The organism is Rhodoferax sp. EU05-FHT12H12 (genome assembly GCF_058791215.1).
Genome location: NZ_JBYTDI010000001.1, coordinates 1 through 21,367, shown reverse-complemented (window position 1 = coordinate 21,367; position 21,367 = coordinate 1). Strand labels below are relative to the sequence as shown.

21 protein-coding genes, 2 tRNA genes and 1 pseudogene are annotated in these 21,367 nt (G+C 58.9%); 10 read left to right on the top strand and 14 right to left on the bottom strand.

Features of this window, described 5'->3' with window-relative positions; genetic code table 11:
• Positions 1–9: 9 nt before the first annotated feature.
• Entirely contained in the window at positions 10–372 is a 363-nt protein-coding gene (locus tag AC3WS7_RS00120) for a hypothetical protein (RefSeq protein ID WP_492654947.1), read from the top strand.
• Between the two features lie 118 nt (positions 373–490).
• On the opposite strand, the gene AC3WS7_RS00115 is transcribed toward AC3WS7_RS00120, so the two are convergent.
• From AC3WS7_RS00115 to AC3WS7_RS00095, 5 genes are all read right to left on the bottom strand, one after another.
• Complete coding sequence (locus AC3WS7_RS00115; protein ID WP_492654946.1) at positions 491–2,209, bottom strand: anti-phage protein; 1,719 nt, start codon at positions 2,207–2,209, stop codon at positions 491–493.
• A gap of 52 nt (positions 2,210–2,261) precedes the next feature.
• Positions 2,262–3,158, bottom strand: a complete 897-nt coding sequence (locus tag AC3WS7_RS00110) for an anti-phage nucleotidyltransferase (RefSeq protein WP_492654945.1) — start codon at positions 3,156–3,158, stop codon at positions 2,262–2,264.
• A gap of 7 nt (positions 3,159–3,165) precedes the next feature.
• Positions 3,166–4,101: an anti-phage phospholipase gene (locus AC3WS7_RS00105; RefSeq protein ID WP_492654944.1), complete on the bottom strand. Its 936-nt coding sequence runs from the start codon at positions 4,099–4,101 to the stop codon at positions 3,166–3,168.
• Between the two features lie 432 nt (positions 4,102–4,533).
• Positions 4,534–4,610 (bottom strand) — tRNA-Arg (locus AC3WS7_RS00100).
• Between the two features lie 53 nt (positions 4,611–4,663).
• A tRNA-Pro gene (locus AC3WS7_RS00095) sits at positions 4,664–4,740 on the bottom strand.
• 114 nt (positions 4,741–4,854) lie between these two features.
• On the opposite strand from AC3WS7_RS00095, the gene aat reads away from it, so the two are divergent.
• The 3 genes from aat to AC3WS7_RS00080 are packed head-to-tail and all read left to right on the top strand — an operon-like array spanning position 4,855 to position 7,187.
• Positions 4,855–5,562: a leucyl/phenylalanyl-tRNA--protein transferase gene (gene aat / locus AC3WS7_RS00090; RefSeq protein ID WP_492654943.1), complete on the top strand. Its 708-nt coding sequence runs from the start codon at positions 4,855–4,857 to the stop codon at positions 5,560–5,562.
• A 12-nt stretch (positions 5,563–5,574) separates the two neighbouring features.
• On the top strand, positions 5,575–6,381 hold the full coding sequence (locus AC3WS7_RS00085; RefSeq protein WP_492654942.1) for an arginyltransferase: 807 nt from the start codon (positions 5,575–5,577) through the stop codon (positions 6,379–6,381).
• Between the two features lie 20 nt (positions 6,382–6,401).
• Positions 6,402–7,187, top strand: coding sequence for an IclR family transcriptional regulator (locus AC3WS7_RS00080; RefSeq protein WP_296471272.1), 786 nt, complete (start codon positions 6,402–6,404; stop codon positions 7,185–7,187).
• A gap of 40 nt (positions 7,188–7,227) precedes the next feature.
• Here the strand turns inward: AC3WS7_RS00080 and AC3WS7_RS00075 are convergent, their stop codons facing one another.
• From AC3WS7_RS00075 to AC3WS7_RS00050, 6 genes are all read right to left on the bottom strand, one after another.
• Positions 7,228–8,214: a serine hydrolase gene (locus AC3WS7_RS00075; protein WP_296471274.1), complete on the bottom strand. Its 987-nt coding sequence runs from the start codon at positions 8,212–8,214 to the stop codon at positions 7,228–7,230.
• A gap of 185 nt (positions 8,215–8,399) precedes the next feature.
• Positions 8,400–9,938: a 2-isopropylmalate synthase gene (locus tag AC3WS7_RS00070; protein ID WP_296471276.1), complete on the bottom strand. Its 1,539-nt coding sequence runs from the start codon at positions 9,936–9,938 to the stop codon at positions 8,400–8,402.
• Between the two features lie 23 nt (positions 9,939–9,961).
• The gene (gene pssA / locus AC3WS7_RS00065) at positions 9,962–10,795 is read right to left on the bottom strand and encodes a CDP-diacylglycerol--serine O-phosphatidyltransferase (protein ID WP_296471278.1); all 834 of its coding nucleotides are present in this window, start codon (positions 10,793–10,795) and stop codon (positions 9,962–9,964) included.
• A 163-nt stretch (positions 10,796–10,958) separates the two neighbouring features.
• Positions 10,959–12,017 (bottom strand): ketol-acid reductoisomerase, encoded by a 1,059-nt coding sequence (ilvC, locus tag AC3WS7_RS00060; protein ID WP_296471330.1) that lies wholly within the window; start codon positions 12,015–12,017, stop codon positions 10,959–10,961.
• 84 nt (positions 12,018–12,101) lie between these two features.
• Positions 12,102–12,593 (bottom strand): acetolactate synthase small subunit, encoded by a 492-nt coding sequence (gene ilvN, locus AC3WS7_RS00055; RefSeq protein ID WP_294768691.1) that lies wholly within the window; start codon positions 12,591–12,593, stop codon positions 12,102–12,104.
• Positions 12,594–12,731: 138 nt separating this feature from the next.
• Complete coding sequence (locus AC3WS7_RS00050; protein ID WP_296471282.1) at positions 12,732–14,522, bottom strand: acetolactate synthase 3 catalytic subunit; 1,791 nt, start codon at positions 14,520–14,522, stop codon at positions 12,732–12,734.
• A gap of 271 nt (positions 14,523–14,793) precedes the next feature.
• Between AC3WS7_RS00050 and AC3WS7_RS00045 the strand changes: the two genes are divergently transcribed.
• The 5 genes from AC3WS7_RS00045 to AC3WS7_RS00025 all read left to right on the top strand — a co-directional run bounded on the left by AC3WS7_RS00045 (position 14,794) and on the right by AC3WS7_RS00025 (position 17,443).
• Positions 14,794–15,360: an RNA polymerase sigma factor gene (locus AC3WS7_RS00045; protein WP_296471333.1), complete on the top strand. Its 567-nt coding sequence runs from the start codon at positions 14,794–14,796 to the stop codon at positions 15,358–15,360.
• On the top strand, positions 15,357–15,791 hold the full coding sequence (locus AC3WS7_RS00040) for a DUF3619 family protein (protein WP_296471285.1): 435 nt from the start codon (positions 15,357–15,359) through the stop codon (positions 15,789–15,791). Before AC3WS7_RS00045 ends, AC3WS7_RS00040 begins: the two co-directional genes overlap by 4 nt.
• Before the next feature lie 112 nt (positions 15,792–15,903).
• Positions 15,904–16,446 carry a DUF3106 domain-containing protein gene (locus tag AC3WS7_RS00035; protein WP_296471288.1) on the top strand — a complete coding sequence of 181 codons (543 nt, stop codon included), beginning with the start codon at positions 15,904–15,906 and terminating at the stop codon, positions 16,444–16,446.
• A 49-nt stretch (positions 16,447–16,495) separates the two neighbouring features.
• The gene (locus AC3WS7_RS00030; protein WP_492654941.1) at positions 16,496–17,026 is read left to right on the top strand and encodes an RDD family protein; all 531 of its coding nucleotides are present in this window, start codon (positions 16,496–16,498) and stop codon (positions 17,024–17,026) included.
• Positions 17,027–17,038: 12 nt separating this feature from the next.
• Positions 17,039–17,443: a diacylglycerol kinase gene (locus AC3WS7_RS00025; protein ID WP_296471294.1), complete on the top strand. Its 405-nt coding sequence runs from the start codon at positions 17,039–17,041 to the stop codon at positions 17,441–17,443.
• A gap of 88 nt (positions 17,444–17,531) precedes the next feature.
• Here the strand turns inward: AC3WS7_RS00025 and AC3WS7_RS00020 are convergent, their stop codons facing one another.
• Together AC3WS7_RS00020 and AC3WS7_RS00015 are read right to left on the bottom strand one after the other, a co-directional pair.
• A complete protein-coding gene (locus tag AC3WS7_RS00020; RefSeq protein WP_094478505.1) occupies positions 17,532–17,870 on the bottom strand; it encodes a P-II family nitrogen regulator in 339 nt (112 codons plus the stop codon).
• Between the two features lie 42 nt (positions 17,871–17,912).
• Positions 17,913–19,589 (bottom strand): NAD+ synthase, encoded by a 1,677-nt coding sequence (locus AC3WS7_RS00015; protein ID WP_492654940.1) that lies wholly within the window; start codon positions 19,587–19,589, stop codon positions 17,913–17,915.
• A 62-nt stretch (positions 19,590–19,651) separates the two neighbouring features.
• Here AC3WS7_RS00015 and AC3WS7_RS00010 point away from each other — a divergent pair, with 62 nt between their 5' ends.
• A complete protein-coding gene (locus tag AC3WS7_RS00010; RefSeq protein WP_492654939.1) occupies positions 19,652–20,899 on the top strand; it encodes a GNAT family N-acetyltransferase in 1,248 nt (415 codons plus the stop codon).
• Between the two features lie 15 nt (positions 20,900–20,914).
• Here the strand turns inward: AC3WS7_RS00010 and AC3WS7_RS00005 are convergent.
• Positions 20,915–21,367: pseudogene (locus AC3WS7_RS00005) on the bottom strand (methyl-accepting chemotaxis protein); the annotation flags it as partial.

Genomic DNA, 21,367 nt, shown 5'->3' with positions numbered 1-21,367 from the left:
ATCGCGACCGTGATCCTCGGTTCAAACCCAAATTGCGAGCCACGAAGGGCATCGGCGACGCATGCCGACATCGGCTCGGCCAGCAATGCTCCTGCTGTGATTGTCACTCACGATGACGGGCGCGCGACACCCAGCGGCCGGCTTATCCATCCGCTGAACTCAGGCGTCGAACGACCGCTTGTGGACGCCGAGTTCCGCACAGGTGAAGCCAGCTACCGCTGCGAAGTAGTTATTCAGGATATGCTTGCCAAAGGCCGCCTTGACCCGCTGGCTCCAGTGACACCTCGGCACGTCGTCAGCACATTCTTGATTTACTGCGCATTCCGTAAATCGCTGACCATGGTTCCGGAAATCACTGACCAATGGGCTTGAAGGTACCAGTCAGCTAGCGCTGCTAATAATTGAGATCAACTATGCGAACTGCTGTTCGGTCGTCCTGAGTTCTTCCGCTTGGCATTCGAAAAATGCCACTTCATTCCAATCGAGCGCATTACTCGGTCAGATAGCTGGAATCGAACTCGGAACTTACCTCGAAGGGTTCCACCAGGTATCGGATCTCTCCGACCTCGCGTGGTACCTTTGCAAGGTGCGCGAGCTGCGCATTGAGATGCTCGCATTGCATGGCGTCTAAATAGAACCGCCGCTTGTCCAGCCAGTTCATCGATGCGTTATAGCTGTCAACGTCCGATTCTGCAAATTCCTTGATATGGCTTTCAACCTGCTTGCGACTCACACGAAGGCGCAGGGGCGGAAAGATGTCAATAGTTTTGTCGTCGGAAACGACTATGGCAAGTCTCCGTGCAGCACCGGAACTGACATAGCGCACCGCAGAATTGAAGCGGGACCCTCTGGACGGCGTGCACTGATCACTGGCCGCTCCGTCCAGGATGACCCCGATGGCGTGGCAGTTGGCGTGCGGATCGAGGAGGATGGTGCCGTCGATGGAACTCACCTGCCGCAGGAGATCTAAAGTCAACTTTACCGGCATGATCCCTGTTCCCTGGCGCGCCAATCGATCTGCCTCCGCCCTGGCGTCTTCCGCCACAACAATCATGCTTCCCAGATCTTGGCGCGCAGCGGCAATGAAAAGCTGCCATATCTGCTCCCGGTCGGCCACCGTCGACTCTGGGAATAAACGCTCAAGGCTGCTAGTTAACGTATCTTTTTCCACGGCCTCCCGGGGAAGAGATGGCGAACCAAAATCACATCTGAGCAGAGGCAGATCACCACAGCGGAGCTCCCATGTGTAGTGGTCGAGGAACTCAACCGTGAATGCATCTTGATCGCTGGCGTTGTGCGAAGACTGCAGACGGCCCAAACCATATACGTACTCAGAATCGGCAATGAGAAAGACGTCTGGGGATGCCAGTTGCAGAACTTTGCGTGTCCAGCGCGGTTCGCGAAACGGGACTCGATCACGAAAACGCAGCAGATAGTCGATGTTGGGGTTCTCGGGATTTACCAGAAGCATGCGACCTATGCCCGTGCCCCCTTCATAGAGAAGAGACGAAATGAGATTCAATCGAGTGAATAAATCCGTAGAGACGTAACGACGCGAAATCGCCAACCCTGGCGTATCAAGGAAGCGGTTAGCCGCAATTCGCACGATTTCGTCCGCGTGGCGGACTGCATTGAACATGAATCGACCTGGCTCAGGACGTTCCAGCTCGCCGCTCGCCTCTTTCAGCACATTGGTTAGCGCAGCATCAATCACGCTTCGGTATCCAGTCGGCTCTCGCTCGTATCTTGGTGGTCTCTCCTCCAGCCGCGGAAACTGACGAAATAGTGATTCGGGCACTTGAACGATAGGCACAACGTAGTACTCACCTACCAATCGGGAAGCGCCACAGAAGGATCTGACACCGTGTGCAACGTCGTAAGAGCGAATTGCATTGAGTGCAGCAGTTGCCGCCGAATCCTGTCGCATCCATTCCGGCTTGTCGCGGTTACTGGCGTCATCTCCGTAGCAGATATCCTGCAGAGGATGCTTTGCATAGATTTCGTCTGCGGCTTCAAGCAGACCGTCGAACAATGACAGATTCCATCGTCCCTTCTCGGGTTCCACGCAAACCGGATGTGCTTTATTGCTGTTTGGTCGACGAACGCCTACCAAGAGCACTTTGGCTTCGGCTGCGGCGCCCAACTCTTTCAAGACGTTGCATGCAAGAACTTCGATGCTCGTCCTAAAGCTCTGCTGGTAGGAGAACATGAACAAGTCAATTACATACCGACTCATAGGATCAATCTCGCCCCGCTTCGAATCACCATCCCCTCCAAAGAGCTGCTATTCCATTGAGGAAGGTTGTGCAATGTACGCTCCTCCACGTCACATCTGGATTGCCGTCAAGCAAGAGATACTGCTCGTTAGCGCACAGAAAGTTCGAGCGATCTGCTTCGTGAAGCCAATTGATGCAGGCAACCATCGTATCTACATAGCTCGTGCCGAAACAGTAGTTCGGGACGTTGTATAGCAATCCTTCAAGGTAGTACGAAGGTGCTATGTCCGCCTGTATGTAGCCGTCCTCGACCATCTTCTGGCGGGCATTCTTGAAAATCCGTGCTATGTGTTTGAACCACTCATTCGTCTGCTGGTTCTTGGTGGTCAGGTTCGAGCGGTGCTGCTGCGGATAGTTGATGACTCGAGTCCCGTCAGTTTTGTGGAAACTTATACCTGAAACATAGCTATTTTGATCAGCCTGATTGGAAAAGTACCAGAGGTATCGCCGGTGCTGAATTGCGATCAGTACGTCGGTCTTGCGCCGGTTATGCAAGGCAGCGATCTCGATCACTTTGTTGCCCTGCACCACGGCGTTGCCGAATCGACTTCTCAGTGCTGCCAACACGTCGGCCTGAAAGTGGACATGCGTATATTCCGCGGCGCTATGGGCTGCAGTGAAAGCCGCCTGTTGTTCGGCCGGCAAGGCCGTCAGGTCGTAGGTGAAGATGGAATCCAGACGGATCACGACATCCACATCACTCTCCCGGAAGATGTTGGTGTCGTTGCCGTATGACCCTTGCAGAAAAATCTCGTAGCGCTTCCCATGGAATCCAGTGTCCAGAGCTTCGAGCGCCAATCGCACCGTGCTATATGTGTCCCTTGAAGTGACTTGGGCGCCAATGTTGGCCATGGTGGCCAGGTCATTCTCCGGAATAGGCATGATTTCCTTAAGAAAGGAGGTGCTTTAACTGCTGCTCATGCGTTCCAAAGGACTCGATCCCTCGCCGATAGAGCAGTTTCAACTTGCCGAGGTTGTGCTCCATTAGGTCGGCAGCCATGTCCGGCGAGGTGAAGCTATCGTTGATCCGGACCATTGGCACGTCCTTGCACAATAGTGTTGCCAACTGTTCGAGGGAGCGGGTATTGATTCCGAGCGTCTTGTGCAGAAGCCGAACCAAAAAGAAGCGCTCGATAGCCCAGTTGTGCCAGTAGCGCTGCGGCTCCGGATAGTTGCCTACGCCCACACTCACCACTCGAAGGGCTGCATTGGCGTAACCCAGCGCCTTCGTCGCGTCCACTATGGCGTACAGGGTCGGATTATTGGCGCAGTAGCCACCGTCGATGAGTTCGACTGGGCCATCGGTAGTCTGGACGATCTTCCGGTTGAAGATTGGATAGGCAGAACAAGAGGCAACCACAGCTTCCGCCACTGAGGCACCGAAGCCAGGCTCGAAGGTACCCTTGCTGCCATGGGCTTGACCCACATACGCTTTGAAGATCATCGGCTTCTCTTCCAGCCAGCGGGCTGCCACGATACCGATCCCGGTCTTCATGTCCGAAAATGTCACATCCTTGAACACTCTATCTGAAAGGGCTTGTAGCGCAGCAGACCGCTTCGCCTTACCACCCATGCTCATCAGCGGTGGAACCTCCATCTCGTAGAGCGCGCGGATATTATCTATAGGGTAGCCCAGCGCTAGTAGCGTAGCAATGATCGAACCGGTGCTGGTACCGAAGATTAGGTCGAAATGCTCGCATAAGGGGCGATTGCCAAGCATTCCTTCGAGCTGCTTCAAGACCCCTAAGGTGTAGAACCCCTTGGCACCGCCCCCATCCAAACTGAGAATCCGGATTGGCTTGCTGTCGGTAATGTTATCTGCCATGAAAGCAAAATATAGCAACATTCATCAGCCACTGCCTTCAATGGCGTCTGCATTCGCAGAACTTGTCTCTGATCAGCACAAGAAACTCTGCTGAAGGTGGTCAGCATTTCCCGGAACGGATGGTCAGATCAGCCGGAATACGCAATTTCCAGTTTCGCAGAGCTTAAAGCTCAGGTTGCATCTGAATTCAGGAAGCATATCCGTACCCCACGGAACCATAAGCGTACCGTTTTGAATATCGCTTTGAGATGAGTCTGCGTCAGCAACGCGCTTTGGTGCGAAAAACTGCCGTAATCACGCCTGAAATTGGAAGATTTTGAAGTTGGAGCGCGGAAGCATATGTGTTCCGCCCTCGAATGGAAGCATAAGTGGGCCGAAGCGGCCCAGATATGGTTCCAGTGACAGTGAGTGGGATGAATGCCGAACGCCGAATGGCCTGTCCGGAGGGGATCGAACCCCCGACCCACAGCTTAGAAGGCTGTTGCTCTATCCAACTGAGCTACGGACAGAAAAAACAAAGGCCCCTCAGTCACAACACTACGGGGCCTTTGTTCTTGAATGGTGGTCGGCGTACAAGGATTCGAACCTTGGACCCCCTGCTCCCAAAGCAGGTGCGCTACCAGGCTGCGCTACACGCCGACAGCTGGTATTCTAACCTGTGAAGCTGCACTGCTTCGGCCCAAGCCCCAATTAATTGCTATTTTCTGCACCGTGCTCCACCGTACGCCCCCCCTACCCTGGTTAGACCCTGGCATGCCCTTCCCCGATACACGCACCGCGTGGGGCCCGGGCAGCGACGCGCCTGGCCTGCTGGCCGCAGGCGCCGATCTCTCTCCCGCTACGCTGCAAGCAGCCTATAGCCAGGCGGTATTTCCCTGGTTCAGTGACGGGCAACCCATTCTTTGGTGGAGCCCCGACCCACGCATGGTGCTGCGCGTGCAGGACTTTCGCCTGCACCGCTCCTTGCGCAAGACCTTGCATACTTTTTTGCGGACCCCCGGCTGTGAGGTACGCATGGACACGGCTTTCGGCCAGGTGATCCGTGCCTGCGCGGAATCGTCACGCCGTGGACAGGCCGGAACCTGGATCGTGGACAAGATGGTGGCCGCCTACAGCCAACTGCACGCGCTGGGCATGGCGCACAGTGTGGAAACCTGGTGCGACGGCGTCCTGGTGGGAGGGCTGTATTGCGTCAACCTGGGGCAAGCGGTATTCGGTGAATCCATGTTCATGCGCCAGACTGATGCTTCCAAAATTGCGCTGGCGGCACTCATCGCGTTTTGCAGGCATACGGGTATCCAGATGGTGGACTGCCAGCAAAATACACCACACCTCGCGTCACTGGGGGCCCGTGAAATGCCACGCGCCGATTTTGTGGAGCATGTGCGCCAGACCCGAGATGCCAGCGCCCCCGACTGGGCATTCAGGCCTCTATACTGGCATGAACTTTTGTCTGCCTGATGCCCTGCCTCCATGACAGACCTGACCGACCTCCCTCTCCAGGCCCTGCAGTTTTATGCCACGGCGCCGTATGACTGCAGCTACCTGCCTGAGCGCCAGGCACGCTCACAGGTTGCCACACCCAGCCATCTGATCGACAACACGGTGTACTCCGGGTTGGTCGCCAAGGGCTTCCGCCGCAGTGGCATGTTCACCTACCGCCCGTATTGCGACGGCTGCCAGGCGTGCACTCCCTTGCGTGTGAAGGCCGAGGGGTTTACCCCCACACGCAGCCAGCGCAGGGCCTGGAAGCAGCATGCCGGGCTGGAAGCTCGGGTTTTGAAACTGGGTTTTGTGGCAGAGCACTACGCGCTGTACTTGCGCTACCAAACCAGCCGCCATGCTGGCGGCGGCATGGATGAAGATAGCGTGGATCAGTATGTCCAGTTTTTGCTGCAAAGTCGGGTGAACTCGCGCCTGGTCGAGTTTCGGGAGCCCTCCATGACGGAGGCCCCCGGGGAACTCAAGATGGTGTCCATCCTCGATGTGCTGGACGATGGCATCTCTGCGGTCTACACCTTTTTCTCACCCGATGTTCAGGCCAGCTACGGCACTTTCAACGTACTGTGGCAGTTGGCCCAGGCCAAGCGCCTGGGCTTGCCCTATGTCTACTTGGGCTACTGGATCGAGCAAAGCAACAAGATGCGTTACAAATCGCTGTTCCGCCCCTATGAGCTGCTGCAAAACGGCCGATGGCTGCCCGGCCCGGGTGAGTCAGAACGCACCAATGCGTCTGCCGGGCACCACACGCCAATCTCTGCCGGGCCGGCAGGGGGTTAACATCGGGTGACTGACCGACTATGACAAAAAAAGACCTCGACCCGCCCAATACCCCCACGGTGCAAGTGATTGAACGGATGTTCACTCTGATTGATGTGCTGGCCTCACGCGAGGACGCCATTCCCCTGAAGGAAATCAGCGAGAAGGCGGGTTTGCACCCATCGACCACGCACCGAATTCTCAATGACTTGGTGGCTGGGCGCTTTGTGGACCGCCCACAGTCAGGCAGCTACCGGCTTGGGATGCGTTTGCTGGAGTTGGGCAATTTGGTCAAGGCACGCTTGAATGTCCGTGATGCCGCCCTGATCCCCATGCGCGAGTTGCACAAATTGACCCAGCAACCGGTGAATTTGAGCATGCGCCAAGGGGATGAAATCATTTATGTCGAGCGCGCCTACAGCGAGCGCTCAGGCATGCAGGTGGTACGAGCCATCGGTGGCCGGGCACCACTGCACCTGACCTCGGTGGGCAAGCTGTTTCTGGCTGCAGATGACCCCCAGCGCACACGTGCCTACGCGACGCGTACAGGCCTGCAAGGCCACACCAAAAACAGTATTACCGATCTGGACACGCTGGAGCGCGAGCTCTCGAAGGTACGCCAATATGGCCAGGCCAGCGACAACGAGGAGTTGGAGTTGGGTGTGCGTTGCATGGCAGCCGGCATTTATGACGACCAGGCCAAGCTGGTTGCAGGCCTGTCAATTTCCGCTCCATCCGGCCGACTGGAAGAGGACTGGCTGCCTAAACTGCAGGACACAGCCCGCCAGATATCAGAAACGCTGGGGTACCGCGGCCACAAAAAGTAAGGCCAGGCGCCAAGTCGGCGCCCAAACGGCAAGACTTTGCTTAACCCCGGCGTGCGTGTTCGCGGCTCGCCAAGGGCGCCGCGCGTACCGCAGGGGTATGGTTGGACTCCACCCACTTGCGCACTCGCTCTGCATCACCGATTCGGCTGAGTTTGCCTGCCGAATCCAAAAACACCATGATGAGCTTGCGCCCAGCCACCTTGGCCTGCATAACCAGGCACTGACCCGCTTCGGTGATGTAACCGGTTTTTTGCAAACCAATGTCCCACGAAGGATTTTTGACCAAGCGGTTGGTGTTGTTGTACTGCAATGTGCGGTTGCCAACCGCTACCTGGTAACCGGTGGACGTGGAGAGTTCACGCAAAACCGGGTCACTGTGGGCGTAGTTGACCAGGGTGGCCAAATCTTTGGCACTGGACTGGTTTTTGCTAGACAGGCCGGTGGGTTCTACATAGCGGGTGTCTTGCATGCCCATCAATTTGGCCTTGATGTTCATCTGGTTGACGAATAGCTGCAAGCCACCGGGAAACGTACGACCCAAGGCATGGGCGGCACGGTTCTCACTCGCCATCAGCGCCAAATGCAGAAGTTCTCCACGGCTCAGTTCAGTGCCCACGCGCAGCCGCGAGGAACTGCCCTTCTCCATATCCACGTCTGCCTGCGTGATGGTGATCACTTCATCCATGGGCAACTGGGCTTCACTGATCAACACACCAGTCATCAACTTGGTAATGGAGGCAATCGGCAACACGGCCGATTCGTTCTTGCTGAACAAGACCTCGTTGGTGTCCTGGTCCACCACCAATGCCACGCTGGACCGGAGATCCAGCTCGTCCTGCATGCCATGCAAACCAGCCAACTGCCCGTAGGACGGACGAGCCGGCGCTGCAGCTACCACTTTGCGAATGATCTTGGGACGTGCAGTTTTTTTGACTGTTGCTTTTTTTGCCAAGGATTTTTTGGCAACGGTTTGGCTGGCACTCGTCTTTTTGCGCTGGGCGGCCGACCCATCTTGGGGCAAAAACATGCAAGCAGCCACCAAGCCACCGACACAAAGCTGCATAAGTCCGCGTTTCAACATAAGTCCTTCCAGAAGCAGGGAAACCAGGATTTCCCTACACACCCAACAGTTATGGACACAGTTTAAACAGAAAACTTATGTTAGATCAACAACTTGCAGGGCAAACCTCAAGAATATTTTGAATCAGGCCTTCATCCTTGGGCCGCGACCCGGTCTGACTTGCTTTGCAGCTTGTTCAAGGCACTCAAATACGCCTTGGCCGAGGCCACCACGATGTCTGGGTCCGAACCCACACCATTGACAACACGGCCACTGTTTTGCAGACGCACGGTCACCTCTCCCTGGCTCTCCGTGGAGCCGCTGATGGCATTCACCGAGTACAGCACCATCTCCGCCCCACTCTGCACATGGGCCTCAATGGCCTTCAGGGATGCATCGACCGGGCCGTTGCCGTCCGAGTCACTCTTCACCTCCTTGCCGGCCACCGTGAACACCACCGCAGCATGCGGGCGTTCGCCCGTTTCGCTGTGCTGCGACAGGGACACAAAGCTGTACTGCTCCTTGTCCGGGGTCACACTATCGTCACTGACCAGCGCGAGGATGTCCTCGTCAAAGATGTCGCTCTTGCGATCTGCCAGCTCCTTGAAGCGGGCAAAAGCCGCATTGATTTCGGCCTCACTCTCCAACTGCACCCCCAACTCCTGCAGGCGTTGCTTGAAGGCATTGCGACCACTGAGCTTGCCCAGCACGATTTTGTTGGCAGTCCAGCCCACATCCTCGGCGCGCATGATTTCGTAGGTGTCGCGCGCCTTGAGCACGCCATCCTGGTGAATGCCTGAGGCATGGGCAAATGCATTCGCTCCCACCACCGCTTTGTTGGGTTGCACGACGAACCCTGTGGTCTGGCTGACCATGCGGCTGGCAGCAAGGATATGTGTCGCATCGATTCCCAGGTCCAGGCCAAAGTAGTCGCGGCGTGTCTTCACCGCCATCACAATTTCCTCGAGGCTGCAATTGCCTGCACGCTCCCCCAGGCCGTTGATGGTGCACTCCACCTGGCGCGCACCGCCAATCTTCACGCCAGCCAACGAATTGGCCACGGCCATGCCCAAATCGTTGTGGCAGTGCACTGACCAAATAGCCTTGTCAGAATTTGGAATGCGTTCACGCAGCGTTTTGATGAAATTGCCATACAGCTCGGGAATGGCGTAGCCCACGGTGTCGGGTACGTTGATGGTGGTGGCGCCCTCCGCAATGACAACTTCCAACACGCGGCACAAAAAGTCCACGTCGCTGCGATAGCCGTCCTCAGGACTGAACTCTACGTCCGCCACCAGATTGCGGGCAAAACGCACCGACTGCTTGGCCTGCTCAAACACCTGGTCGGGTGTCATGCGCAGCTTCTTCTCCATATGCAGGGGTGACGTTGCAATGAAGGTATGGATACGCGCGCTGTTGGCTCCCTTGAGTGCCTCCGCAGCACGGGAAATGTCACGGTCATTGGCTCGCGACAGGGAGCAGATGGTCGAATCCTTGATGGTGTTCGCGATCAACTGCACCGCCTCAAAATCCCCGTTTGAGCTGGCCGCAAAACCGGCCTCGATCACGTCCACCTTCAGACGCTCCAGCTGGCGCGCAATACGCAGCTTTTCATCACGGGTCATAGAGGCGCCGGGAGACTGCTCTCCATCGCGCAAAGTGGTGTCAAAAATGATCAGTTTGTCTGCCATACCCAGTCTCCTTGTTCTTCCAATTACATGTGCAAGCCGCGCTCTTCGGGTTCGTCAGTCGAAGTGCTGATCACGCTGGTGCGCACACCACGAGCCCGACGCACGGCGTAGACCACATAGCCGCTCAGTCCGTACACCACAAACACGCCAAACATCACGGTGGGCGGATCAATGTTGATGACGGCAATGCCCAGGGCAATCAACACGATCACCGCAAAAGGCACGCTCTTCTTCATGCTGACGTCCTTGAAGCTATAGAAAGGCACATTGGTCACCATGGTGAGCCCTGCGTACAGCGCCAGCGCAAAGGTCAGCCATGGAATGGAGATGCCCCACAAGGTTTCGGTGCCCTTAACGCCAGATTCGGTCATCAGCCAAATAAACCCGGCCACCAGCGCTGCTGCCGCTGGTGAAGGCAGCCCCTGAAAGTAGCGCTTGTCCACCACGGTCGTGTTGACGTTGAAACGTGCCAAACGCAAGGCTGCACATGCGCAGTACACAAATGCGGCAAACCAGCCCCAGCGCCCCAAACCACGCAAGGCCCACTCATACGCAATCAGGGCGGGGGCGGCACCAAAAGACACCATGTCGGACAAGGAGTCCATCTGTTCGCCAAACGCACTTTGCGTGTTGGTCATGCGGGCCACACGGCCATCCAGACTGTCCAGCACCATGGCGCAAAAAATGCCCACGGCAGCCAAATCGTAACGGTCGTTCATCGCCATCACAATGGCATAAAACCCGCCAAACAAAGCAGCCAGCGTGAACAAATTGGGCAGTACATAAATGCCCTTGCGCCGCTTGCGAATGACAACACCCTCTGTGCCGTTGTCTTTTAAATCAGAACCGTCATGCATAGTTTCTCCTCGATCAGCGCAAGGCGCTCCTGATCCCATTGACCCAGGAAGGCCCAACACCACCAACACACGCCAGTGTAAGCCAGCCCAAGCAAGCAAAAAAACACAAGTCCCATAAAAGGAAAAGGCCACCGAGGTGGCCTTTTCACATCTCACGCAAACATTAGTTGCGAGTCTGGTCCACCAGCTTGTTCTTCGCAATCCAGGGCATCATGGCGCGCAGCTGGGCGCCCACAACTTCGATGGAGTGCTCGGAAGTCAGACGACGACGCGCAGTCATGCTGGGGTAGCCAGTGCGGCCTTCCAGAATGAACATCTTCGCGTATTCGCCGGTCTGGATCCGCTTCAAGGCGTTGCGCATGGCCACGCGGGATTCAGCATTGATCACTTCAGGGCCAGTCACGTACTCGCCGTACTCGGCATTGTTCGAGATCGAGTAATTCATGTTGCCGATGCCACCTTCGTAGATCAGGTCGACGATGAGCTTCAACTCGTGCAAGCACTCAAAGTAGGCCATTTCAGGGGCGTAGCCAGCTTCCACCAGGGTTTCGTAACCCATCTTGATCAGCTCAACCGCACCACCGCACAACACGGCCTGCTCGCCGAACAAGTCGGTCTCGGTTTCTTCCTTGAAGTTGGTCTCAATGATGCCGGCCTTGCCGCCACCGTTGGCCATGGCGTAGCTCAGAGCCAGGTCACGGGCCTTGCCGGTCTTGTCCTGGTGAACGGCAACCAGGTGAGGCACACCGCCACCTTGGGTGTAGGTGTTGCGCACAGTGTGGCCAGGGGCCTTGGGAGCGACCATCCACACGTCCAAGTCGGCACGGGGCACGACTTGGTTGTAGTGCACGTTGAAACCGTGGGCAAAGGCCAACGAAGCGCCTTGCTTGATGTTGGGTTCCACGTTGTTCTTGTAGACGGAAGCGATGTCTTCGTCAGGCAACAGGATCATGACCACGTCAGCGGCCTTGACCGCGTCGTTGACTTCCAGCACGTTCAAGCCGGCCTTGCCAACCTTGTCCCAGGAAGCGCCGCCCTTGCGCAGACCGACCACAACCTTCACGCCGCTGTCGTTCAGGTTCTGGGCGTGTGCGTGGCCTTGGCTGCCGTAACCGATGATGGCCACGGTCTTGCCCTTGATCAGGCTCAAATCACAATCTTTGTCGTAAAAAACTTTCATTTCTCTCTCCGAATGGTTGTTGGCGAAAGTGCCCTTCGACAGGCTCAGGGCGAACGGTCACCGCATATCGCCACTCTGAAGTCCGTTCGCGTTGAGCCTGTCGAAACGCGCGCACGGACTGAACTGTCAAACCCGCAGGATTCTCTCACCACGGCCGATGCCGCTGGAGCCCGTACGCACGGTCTCCAAAATCGCCGCACGCTCGATGGCTTCGAGAAATGCATCGTTCTTGGATTGGTCGCCTGTGAGTTCAATCGTGTAACTCTTCTCGGTGACATCAATGATGCGACCACGGAAGATGTCCGCCATACGTTTCATCTCTTCGCGCTCCTTGCCGACCGCACGCACCTTGACCATCATGAGCTCGCGCTCGATGTAGGCTCCCTCGGTCAGGTCCACCACCTTCACGACTTCAATCAAACGGTTCAGGTGCTTGGTGATTTGCTCAATCACGTCGTCCGAGCCGGTGGTCTGGATGGTCATGCGCGACAGGCTTGGATCTTCCGTGGGTGCCACGGTCAAAGACTCAATGTTGTAACCGCGGGCCGAAAACAGGCCCACCACACGGGACAGAGCGCCAGGCTCGTTTTCCAGCAAAACTGCAATGATGTGTTTCATAGATACCGATTCCTCTTTTCGTTGCCCTCCCCGTGTGGCGGTAACCACACAGCTTGGCAGACAATAGATTCATTCAAAAATGATAGCTGCTCGCGCATATTCCATGCGGGCTAGGCCATCAAACGGCTGTAAAGCGCCTTAGAGATCCTCCGCACCCAGCAGCATCTCGGTGATGCCTTTGCCGGCCTGCACCATGGGGAACACGTTCTCCGTGGGGTCGGTGCGGAAGTCCATAAAGACCGTGCGGTCCTTGAGCTTGCGGGCTTCGCGCAGCGCGGGCTCCACATCACCCGGTTTTTCGATCAGCATGCCAACGTGGCCATAGGCCTCCGCCAGCTTGACGAAATTGGGCAATGCATCCATGTAGCTGTGGCTGTAACGGCCTTCGTACTCCACCTCTTGCCACTGGCGCACCATGCCCAGATAGCGGTTGTTCAAGGAGCAAATCTTGATGGGCGTGTTGTACTGCAGGCAGGTCGACAGTTCCTGGATGTTCATCTGCACCGAGCCTTCGCCGGTGATACAGAACACTTCGCTGTCGGGCTTGGCCAGCTTGATGCCCATGGCATAGGGAATGCCCACGCCCATGGTGCCCAGGCCGCCGGAGTTGATCCAGCGGCGTGGCTCGTCAAACTTGTAGTACTGCGCCGCCCACATCTGGTGCTGGCCCACGTCGGACGTGATGTAGGTATCCGCGTCCTTGGTCATGTTCCACAGTGTTTCCACCACGTACTGGGGCTTGATGACATCGCCATTGCCCAGGCTGTACTTCATGCAGTCGCGTTTGCGCCAACCTTCGATCGTGTCCCACCAGGCGCCCAGGGCATTCGCATCGGGCTTGACGCTGCCTTCACGGATCATGGCGATCATTTCACTGAGCACGTCTTTCACGTCGCCCACGATCGGGATATCCACTTTCACGCGCTTGGAGATGCTGGATGGGTCGATGTCGATGTGGATGATCTTGCGTTCGTTCTGCGCGAAGTGCTTGGGATTGCCAATCACGCGGTCATCGAAGCGAGCACCCACGGCCAGCAACACATCGCAGTGCTGCATCGCGTTATTGGCTTCCACCGTGCCGTGCATGCCCAGCATGCCCAGGAACCGGGAAGAACTGGCGGGGTAGGCGCCCAGGCCCATCAGGGTGTTGGTGCAGGGGTAGCCCAGCATGTCGACCAGCGTACGCAACTCGTTGGAGGCATTGCTCAACAACACGCCACCGCCGGTGTAGATATAGGGGCGCTTGGCTGCCAGCAGCAGTTGCAAGGCCTTGCGGATCTGACCGCCGTGGCCTTTGCGCACCGGGTTGTAAGAACGCATTTCCACGGTTTCGGGGTAGCCGTGGTAAGGAACCTTCTTGAAGGACACATCCTTGGGGATATCCACCACCACCGGGCCGGGGCGGCCGCTGCGCGCAATGTGGAAGGCCTTTTTCATGACCTCGGCCATGTCCTTGGCGTCCTTGACCAGGAAGTTGTGCTTCACGATGGGGCGGGTGATGCCCACGGTGTCGCATTCCTGAAACGCGTCCAGGCCAATGGCGTGCGTGGGGACTTGCCCACTGATGATCACCATCGGAATACTGTCCATATAGGCCGTGGCAATGCCGGTCACGGCATTGGTCAGACCGGGACCGGAGGTGACCAGGGCCACGCCAACATCGCCAGTGGCACGGGCATAACCGTCAGCAGCATGCACCGCCGCCTGCTCATGGCGCACCAATACGTGCTGGATAGTGTCTTGTTTGTAAAACGCGTCGTAAATGTGCAGAACCGCGCCACCTGGGTAACCCCAGATGTACTTGACGTTCTCGGCCTGCAGGGATTTGACCAAGATCTCGGCACCACGCAGTTCGGGCGCAACGGGACTGGCAACAGAAGATTTGGACGCAGAGGATGCCGAAGCGATTTCAGCTTTTGTAATTTCCATGATGAACCTTTGTGAATTTCTCTAACGAAAAACCTTGGGTGCCCCTTCACAAACTCTTGTGGAGTCGCGTCGGAACTTGAGATCCAAGCCATGGACGCATCGAATATTGCGCCGGACCAGGACCCGTTTGCCTTTTAATTTGCATGCCCATTATCGCACTGCTTTGGCACCTGCCCCAAAGCCTTCTGGAATCGCAACCGGCGAATGCCATAATCCGGGCGCGCTTCGCCTTGTTGGCAGCGGCAAACCTGTACTCAAAGGCCCCTACCGCTTGGCTACCGAACAAGAGCTGTCCGATTTTCTGAAAAGCGTCGAAGGGCGGGCCTTCAAACGCTCGGTCTACCACGTGCGCAATGAGCAGGCGGCGCTGGACATCGTGCAAGACAGCATGATGAAGCTGGCTGAACACTACGGACACAAGCCCATCAACGAGCTCCCCATGCTGTTCCAGCGCATTCTGTCGAACTGCACCCTGGACTGGTTCCGTCGCCAAAAAACCTACAACGCCCTGTTTTCGACCATGGGCGACTTCGAGTCTTCGAGTGAAGATGGAGATTTCGACCTGCTGGAAACCCTGCATTCTGCGAGCGTTCCGGAACAAAACGAAAGTTCCGAGAGCCAGCTGGAACGGGCACAAACCTTGCGGGCGATTGAAACCGAGATTTTGGAACTCCCCGCACGTCAACGCGAAGCCTTTTTGATGCGTTACTGGGAGGACATGGACGTTGCGGAGACGGCCGCCGCCATGGGATGCTCCCAGGGAAGTGTAAAAACACACTGCTCTCGGGCGGTACATGCCTTGGGCGCAGCCCTCAAGGCCAAGGGAATTCGACTATGACAGCCAGACACCACGCCAACCACCGTATCGCCAGCCAGGATGACTTGGGCCGCGCCATCACGTCGCGCCTCCATGATGCGTCCCAGCAACTGCCCCATGACGTGAGCGAACGCCTCAAGGCGGCCCGCATGCTGGCCCTGGAAAAGCGCCGCCAGGCCCAGGTACGGCTGGCGTCGGCTGTCGTGACCTCGGGGTCTTCTGCCGCGCTGCAAATGGGTGACGGCTTGCGTGGCAAGTGGCGCTTGCTTGGCGCCTGGCTGCCTTTGTTGGCGCTGGTTGCGGGCCTGGTCACCATCGATTTTGTGCAAGACGACTTCCGAGCCCAGGAAATTGCCGATGTTGACGTGGAGCTGCTCACCGACGACCTGCCCCCCGACGCCTTCACGGACCCCGGCTTCGCGCAGTACCTGCGACTGAACCGTTCCGAGTAACTCCACGCCCCAGCCCGATTGACTTGCCATGCGCCCGATTGACACACGCCCATTCCCCCTGAAGCCACTGGCATGCGGGGTGATCGTGTGCCTCTTCGCAAGCGTCGCGCCCTTGCCGCTGCTCGCTCAGACCACGGCTGTGCCCCCCAAACCCCTGAGCACGCCCCTGATGGCGCTGGGCTGGCAGGACCTGAGTGCCGTACAACGCCAGTCACTCAAACCCCTGGAAGCCACCTGGAGCACCCTCAATGACGGCCACAAACGCAAATGGATTGCGCTGGCCCATAACTACCCCCAGCTGGCCCCCACAGAGCAGGCCAAAATGCACAGCCGCATGGCCGAGTGGGCAGCGCTGAAGCCGCGCGCGCGGGAAATAGCGCGCCTGAACTTTGCAGAAACCAAAAAAGTGACCCCGGCAGAGCGGGCCTCCAACTGGGAAGCCTACCAGGCGCTCAGCCCCGAAGAGAAAAAGCGCCTGGCCAAAAAGACCCCCACCAAGCCCACTGGTGCAGCCATCTCCACCAAACCCCTGCCAGCCAACAAACTCACGCCTGTCCCCGTGACCCGCCTGTCACCTGAGACAGACCGCGCCAAGTTCACCGCACAACAGGCGATTGACCCCAACACCCTGTTGCCCTTGGTGCAGCCCAAATAACGGGGGGCTGAGCCGAGAGCCCAGGCGGCCGCTCTCTACAATCGCAGGCATGTCGTTCCCCGAACCCTTGCCAAGCCCGTCCTCACCGATCCCCTCTTTGGAAGCCCCCAGCCTGCGCCGCCGCTTGGCCTGCTGGCTGTACGAAGGTATTTTGTTGTTTGGCGTGGTCTTTTTGGCTGGCTACTTATTCAGCACCCTGAGCCAAAGCCGCCATGCCCTGGACAACCGCAACGCCTTGCAGGCCTTCGTCTTCATCATCTTTGGCATTTACTTTGTCTGGTTCTGGGCACACGGCCAGACGTTGGCCATGAAAACGTGGAATATCCGCCTGGTAGATCGCCACGGGCAAGCCGTCACCCAGTTGCGCGCCCTGGGGCGCTACGTGTTGAGCTGGCTGTGGTTTCTGCCGCCCTTGGCTGCCGTCGCCCCCTTTCACCTGAGCGTGCCTGAAATCTCCGTGATCGTGCTCGGCTGGATTGCGGTCTGGGCTTTGCTGAGCCGCTTCCATCCCCAAGGCCAGTTCTGGCACGACGCGTTTGCAGGCACCCGCCTCGTCACCTCCCTGCCTCTGAGCCGCTGAGCGGCCCCCGCCATGCCCCCATCTGTCCAACGCGCGGACGTATCCGCGAACCCCCAAAAAGAACGCACCGGCTTGAATCGCGTGTGGCATGCCTTCGGCTACTCGCTGGCGGGCCTGCGCGCCGGCTGGGGCGAGACGGCCTTTCGCCAAGAGTGCATCGCGGCCTTGGTACTGGTGCCGCTGGCCTTCTGGCTGGGTCGCAACTGGGTGGAGGTTGCCCTGCTGGCAGGTAGCGTGCTGCTGCTGATGGTGGTGGAGTTGCTCAACACCGCGATTGAAACCGCCATCGACCGCGTGGGGCCCGAGTGGCACGACCTGTCCAAGCGTGCCAAGGACATGGGCAGCGCAGCCGTGTTGATCAGCCTGCTGGTGTGTGCGGGCATCTGGCTGGCCGCGCTGGGCCAGCGTTTTCTGTAACCGGAGCATTCAACGCCGGGCCGCCCCAAGCTGAACACGCCCCCTTGGGGGGCCGCGACCCGCTCAGCGGTGGAGCGCGGGGGCCTTGCTAGACTGCGGACTCGTCCTGCTCTCCCGTGCGGATGCGGATCACGCGCTCCACGCTGGTGACAAAAATCTTGCCGTCGCCGATCTTGCCGGTATGTGCGGCCTTGACGATGGCGTCCACGCAGCGGTCCACGTCTTCGGTCTTCACGACCACTTCCACCTTTACCTTGGGCAGAAAGTCCACCACGTACTCGGCGCCGCGGTAGAGCTCGGTGTGGCCCTTCTGGCGGCCAAAACCCTTCACCTCGGTCACGGTCAGGCCGGTCACACCGCAATCGGCCAGGGCTTCACGCACTTCTTCGAGTTTGAAAGGTTTAACAACGGCGGTGATTTGTTTCATGGTCTTGTCTCGGTGAAAGAATGAGCGGGCGGGCTGTGCAGCTCAGGCCCGGAATTTACTGGTAATAGGATAACGCCAATCCTTGCCAAAGCTGCGGTGGGTGACGCGAATGCCCACGGGTGCCTGGCGGCGTTTGTACTCGTTGATCTTGATAAGGCGCGTCACCTTTTCCACATCGGCCCGCGCAAACCCGGCAGCGATGATGGATTCGATGCTCTCGTCGTTTTCCATGTAGCGCTCCAGAATGCCATCCAGCACCTCGTAGGGGGGCAGGCTGTCCTGGTCCTTCTGGTCGGGGCGCAGCTCAGCGCTGGGCGGGCGCGTAATGATGCGTTCGGGAATGGGGCTGGTGCCCGTGCCGTACGGGTCGTGCAGATTGCGCCAGCGACAGAGCTTGAACACCGTGGTCTTGGCCAGGTCCTTGATGACGGCAAAGCCGCCAGCCATGTCGCCATACAACGTGCAGTAGCCGGTGGCCATCTCGCTCTTGTTGCCCGTGGTCAGCACAATGCTGCCGAACTTGTTGGACAGCGCCATGAGCAGCGTGCCGCGGATACGGGCCTGGATGTTCTCTTCGGTCGTGTCTTCGGCACGGCCCACAAAGTGCGACGCCAGCGAAGCCTTGAAGGCTTCGAACTCGGGCACGATGGAAATCTCGTCGTAGCGCACCCCCATGCGGGCCGCCATGTCGCGGGCGTCGATCCAACTGATGTCGGCCGTGTAGGGCGAAGGCATCATCACGGCGCGGACCTTGTCGGCACCCAGCGCATCTACCGCCACCGCCAGCACCAGAGCGGAGTCGATGCCGCCGGACAAGCCCAGCAGCGCCCCGGGGAAGCCGTTTTTGCCGATGTAGTCGCGCACGCCCAGCACCAGTGCGTCCCACAGATCGGCTTCGGGGCTGCGTTCGGGCTCCACGGACGCTACTATTTTTATAGCTACTGGCGCACGATCCACGCGGGCGGAGAACAGTTTTTCCTTGAAACTGGGGGCACGGCCGGCCACCGCACCATCGGCGTTCAGCGCAAACGAGTGCCCCTCAAACACCACCTCGTCCTGCCCGCCCACCAGGTGGGCGTAGACCAGTGGCCGACCCGTGGCCTGGCAGCGCTTTGCCATCATGGCCTCGCGCTCGTAGCCCTTGCCGACGTGGAAGGGCGAGGCGTTGATGACGGCCAGCAGCTCGGCCCCGGCCTCCTTCGCCAAACGCGCGGGTTCTTCAAACCAGGCGTCTTCGCAGATCAACAGTCCCACCTTCACGGCGTCGGCCCCCTCACCCGCCGTGAACACGCAGACGCCGTTGCCGGGCGTGAAGTAGCGGCGTTCGTCAAACACCTGGTAGTTGGGCAGCTCGCGCTTGGCATAGGTAGCCACCACCTGGCCCTCGCGCAGCACACTGGCGGCATTCAAGCGCTGCTGCACCGCCACCGAGCGCGTGCGGCTGTCGCCGCCCGTGGGGTGGCCCACCACCACGCAAAGGCCTTTTAACCCGGCAAGCTGCTGGGCCACGGCTTTCACGGCATCATCGCAAGCGGCGATAAAGGCGGGGCGCAGAAACAGGTCTTCGGCCGCGTAGCCGCAAATGGAGAGTTCGGGGGTCAGCAGCAGGCGCGCGCCGTCAGCGTAGGCCTGGGTCGCTGCATCGACGATTTTTTTGACGTTACCGTCCAGGTCGCCAACGATGAAATTGAGTTGTGCCACGCACAGTGAAAGAGTCATGAACCAGCCAATAGTTGTTCGGGGCGGCGCAGTGGGCGCCGCGATGGCGCAGGGTGCGCTCCATGGGTGAAGTCAATTATGTCATTGGGGTCCATGCCTCGGTGCATGGTGTGGACGCTGCCACTTGGGACGACCTGCTGGCCGCGCAGGCCCAGCCCAGCCCCTTCATGCGCCACGCCTACCTGGCGGCGATGGAGGAAAGCGGTAGCGCCACCGCCGACACGGGCTGGACGCCACACTGCATCACCCTGCACGCGAGCGGCGTGCTGCAAGCGGCCTGCATGGTCTACCTCAAGCACCACTCCTACGGCGAATACGTGTTTGACTGGGCCTGGGCCAGTGCCTACCAGCAGCATGGTGTGCCCTACTACCCCAAGGCGGTGATCGCCGTGCCGTTCACGCCGGTACCGGGGGCGCGTCTGCTGGCCCGCCATGCGCACGCGCGGGCCGCGCTGCTGCGGGCCGTGGTGGACTGGTGCGAGGAAGTGGGCGCCTCGTCCCTGCACACGCTGTTTGCCAGCGATGACGATGTCGTGGCGAGCAATGACGCCGGCTTGATGCTGCGCCACACCGTGCAGTTCCACTGGAAAAATGAGGCCCCTGCGCTCGGCAATGGCGTGTCATCGCTGCCTCCCGGCGGTGAAACCACGCACTTCCAAGACTTCGACGCTTTCCTCGCCAGCCTGGCGCAGGACAAACGCAAAAAAATACGCCAGGAGCGGCGCAAGGTGGCCGAGGCCGGCGTGGGTTTCCGCCATGCGCAAGGCCGTGCGATTTCAGAGGCCGATTGGGATTTCTTCTACCGCTGCTACGAGCGCACCTACCTGGAACACGGCAACCCGCCCTACCTGAACCGTGACTTCTTCACGCGGATGGCCCGCACCATGCCGGAGAACTGGCTGCTGTTTGTGGCGGAGCGTGAAGGCCACCCCATTGCTAGCAGTTTGATAGCTATTGGCGCATATTCCACGGGGGCTGGAGGCCTAAATGGCACTAAAACAACGACCCGCGTGGCTTACGGCCGCTACTGGGGTGCGCTGGAGCCGGTGGACTGCCTGCACTTCGAGGCCTGCTACTACCAGCCGCTGACCTGGTGCATTGCAAACGGCTACCAGCGCTTTGAAGGCGGCGCCCAGGGCGAGCACAAGATGGCGCGGGCACTCTTGCCGGTCAAAACCACCAGCACGCACTGGCTGGCGCACCCGGCCTTTGCCGACGCCGTGGCCCGCTTTCTGGAGCGCGAGGGCCAAGGCGTTGGCAACTACCTGGATGACCTGGGCCAGCGCTCACCGTTCAAGCGCCCCACCTGACCCGCCGCCACGGGCTTAAAAAGTCTCCCAATCGTCGTCCCCGCCCGCCGGGGTAACCTTGGTGCTGGTCTTGGGCACCACGGTGGTCGGGGCATGGGCCGCCGCAGCAGGCTGCGCCTTGGGCTTGGCTGCAGGCGCTCTGGCGGCAGCGGGCTTGGCGGGGGCAGCCGCTTGGGCATCACCCCGGCGCTCCGGCCCCTTGAATGCCGGAAGCTTGGGGGCGCTGGACCGCACCTGGGCTGGGGGCAGATGCGCTACGGCATGGTGACTCGCGGGCTCGTTGCCCAGCTTGAACACCGCCACCACCTGCACCAGGTCGCTGGCCTGGCTCTTCAGGCTGCTGGCGGCCGCTGCCATCTCTTCCACCAATGCCGCGTTCTGCTGTGTGGCCTGGTCCATCTGTGTCACCGCTTCACCCACTTGCGCCACGCCGCTGCTTTGTTCGCTGCTGGCCGCGCTGATCTCTCC

Coding starts and splice junctions, on each gene's coding strand:
- AC3WS7_RS00115 (WP_492654946.1), bottom strand. CDS start 2,209: ATGTTCTCCTACCAGCAGAGCTTTAGGACGAGCATCGAAGTTCTTGCA.
- AC3WS7_RS00110 (WP_492654945.1), bottom strand. CDS start 3,158: ATGCCTATTCCGGAGAATGACCTGGCCACCATGGCCAACATTGGCGCC.
- AC3WS7_RS00105 (WP_492654944.1), bottom strand. CDS start 4,101: ATGGCAGATAACATTACCGACAGCAAGCCAATCCGGATTCTCAGTTTG.
- aat (WP_492654943.1), top strand. CDS start 4,855: ATGCCCTTCCCCGATACACGCACCGCGTGGGGCCCGGGCAGCGACGCG.
- AC3WS7_RS00085 (WP_492654942.1), top strand. CDS start 5,575: ATGACAGACCTGACCGACCTCCCTCTCCAGGCCCTGCAGTTTTATGCC.
- AC3WS7_RS00080 (WP_296471272.1), top strand. CDS start 6,402: ATGACAAAAAAAGACCTCGACCCGCCCAATACCCCCACGGTGCAAGTG.
- AC3WS7_RS00075 (WP_296471274.1), bottom strand. CDS start 8,214: ATGTTTTTGCCCCAAGATGGGTCGGCCGCCCAGCGCAAAAAGACGAGT.
- AC3WS7_RS00070 (WP_296471276.1), bottom strand. CDS start 9,938: ATGGCAGACAAACTGATCATTTTTGACACCACTTTGCGCGATGGAGAG.
- pssA (WP_296471278.1), bottom strand. CDS start 10,795: ATGCATGACGGTTCTGATTTAAAAGACAACGGCACAGAGGGTGTTGTC.
- ilvN (WP_294768691.1), bottom strand. CDS start 12,593: ATGAAACACATCATTGCAGTTTTGCTGGAAAACGAGCCTGGCGCTCTG.
- AC3WS7_RS00050 (WP_296471282.1), bottom strand. CDS start 14,522: ATGGAAATTACAAAAGCTGAAATCGCTTCGGCATCCTCTGCGTCCAAA.
- AC3WS7_RS00040 (WP_296471285.1), top strand. CDS start 15,357: ATGACAGCCAGACACCACGCCAACCACCGTATCGCCAGCCAGGATGAC.
- AC3WS7_RS00030 (WP_492654941.1), top strand. CDS start 16,496: ATGTCGTTCCCCGAACCCTTGCCAAGCCCGTCCTCACCGATCCCCTCT.
- AC3WS7_RS00025 (WP_296471294.1), top strand. CDS start 17,039: ATGCCCCCATCTGTCCAACGCGCGGACGTATCCGCGAACCCCCAAAAA.
- AC3WS7_RS00020 (WP_094478505.1), bottom strand. CDS start 17,870: ATGAAACAAATCACCGCCGTTGTTAAACCTTTCAAACTCGAAGAAGTG.
- AC3WS7_RS00015 (WP_492654940.1), bottom strand. CDS start 19,589: ATGACTCTTTCACTGTGCGTGGCACAACTCAATTTCATCGTTGGCGAC.
- AC3WS7_RS00010 (WP_492654939.1), top strand. CDS start 19,652: ATGGGTGAAGTCAATTATGTCATTGGGGTCCATGCCTCGGTGCATGGT.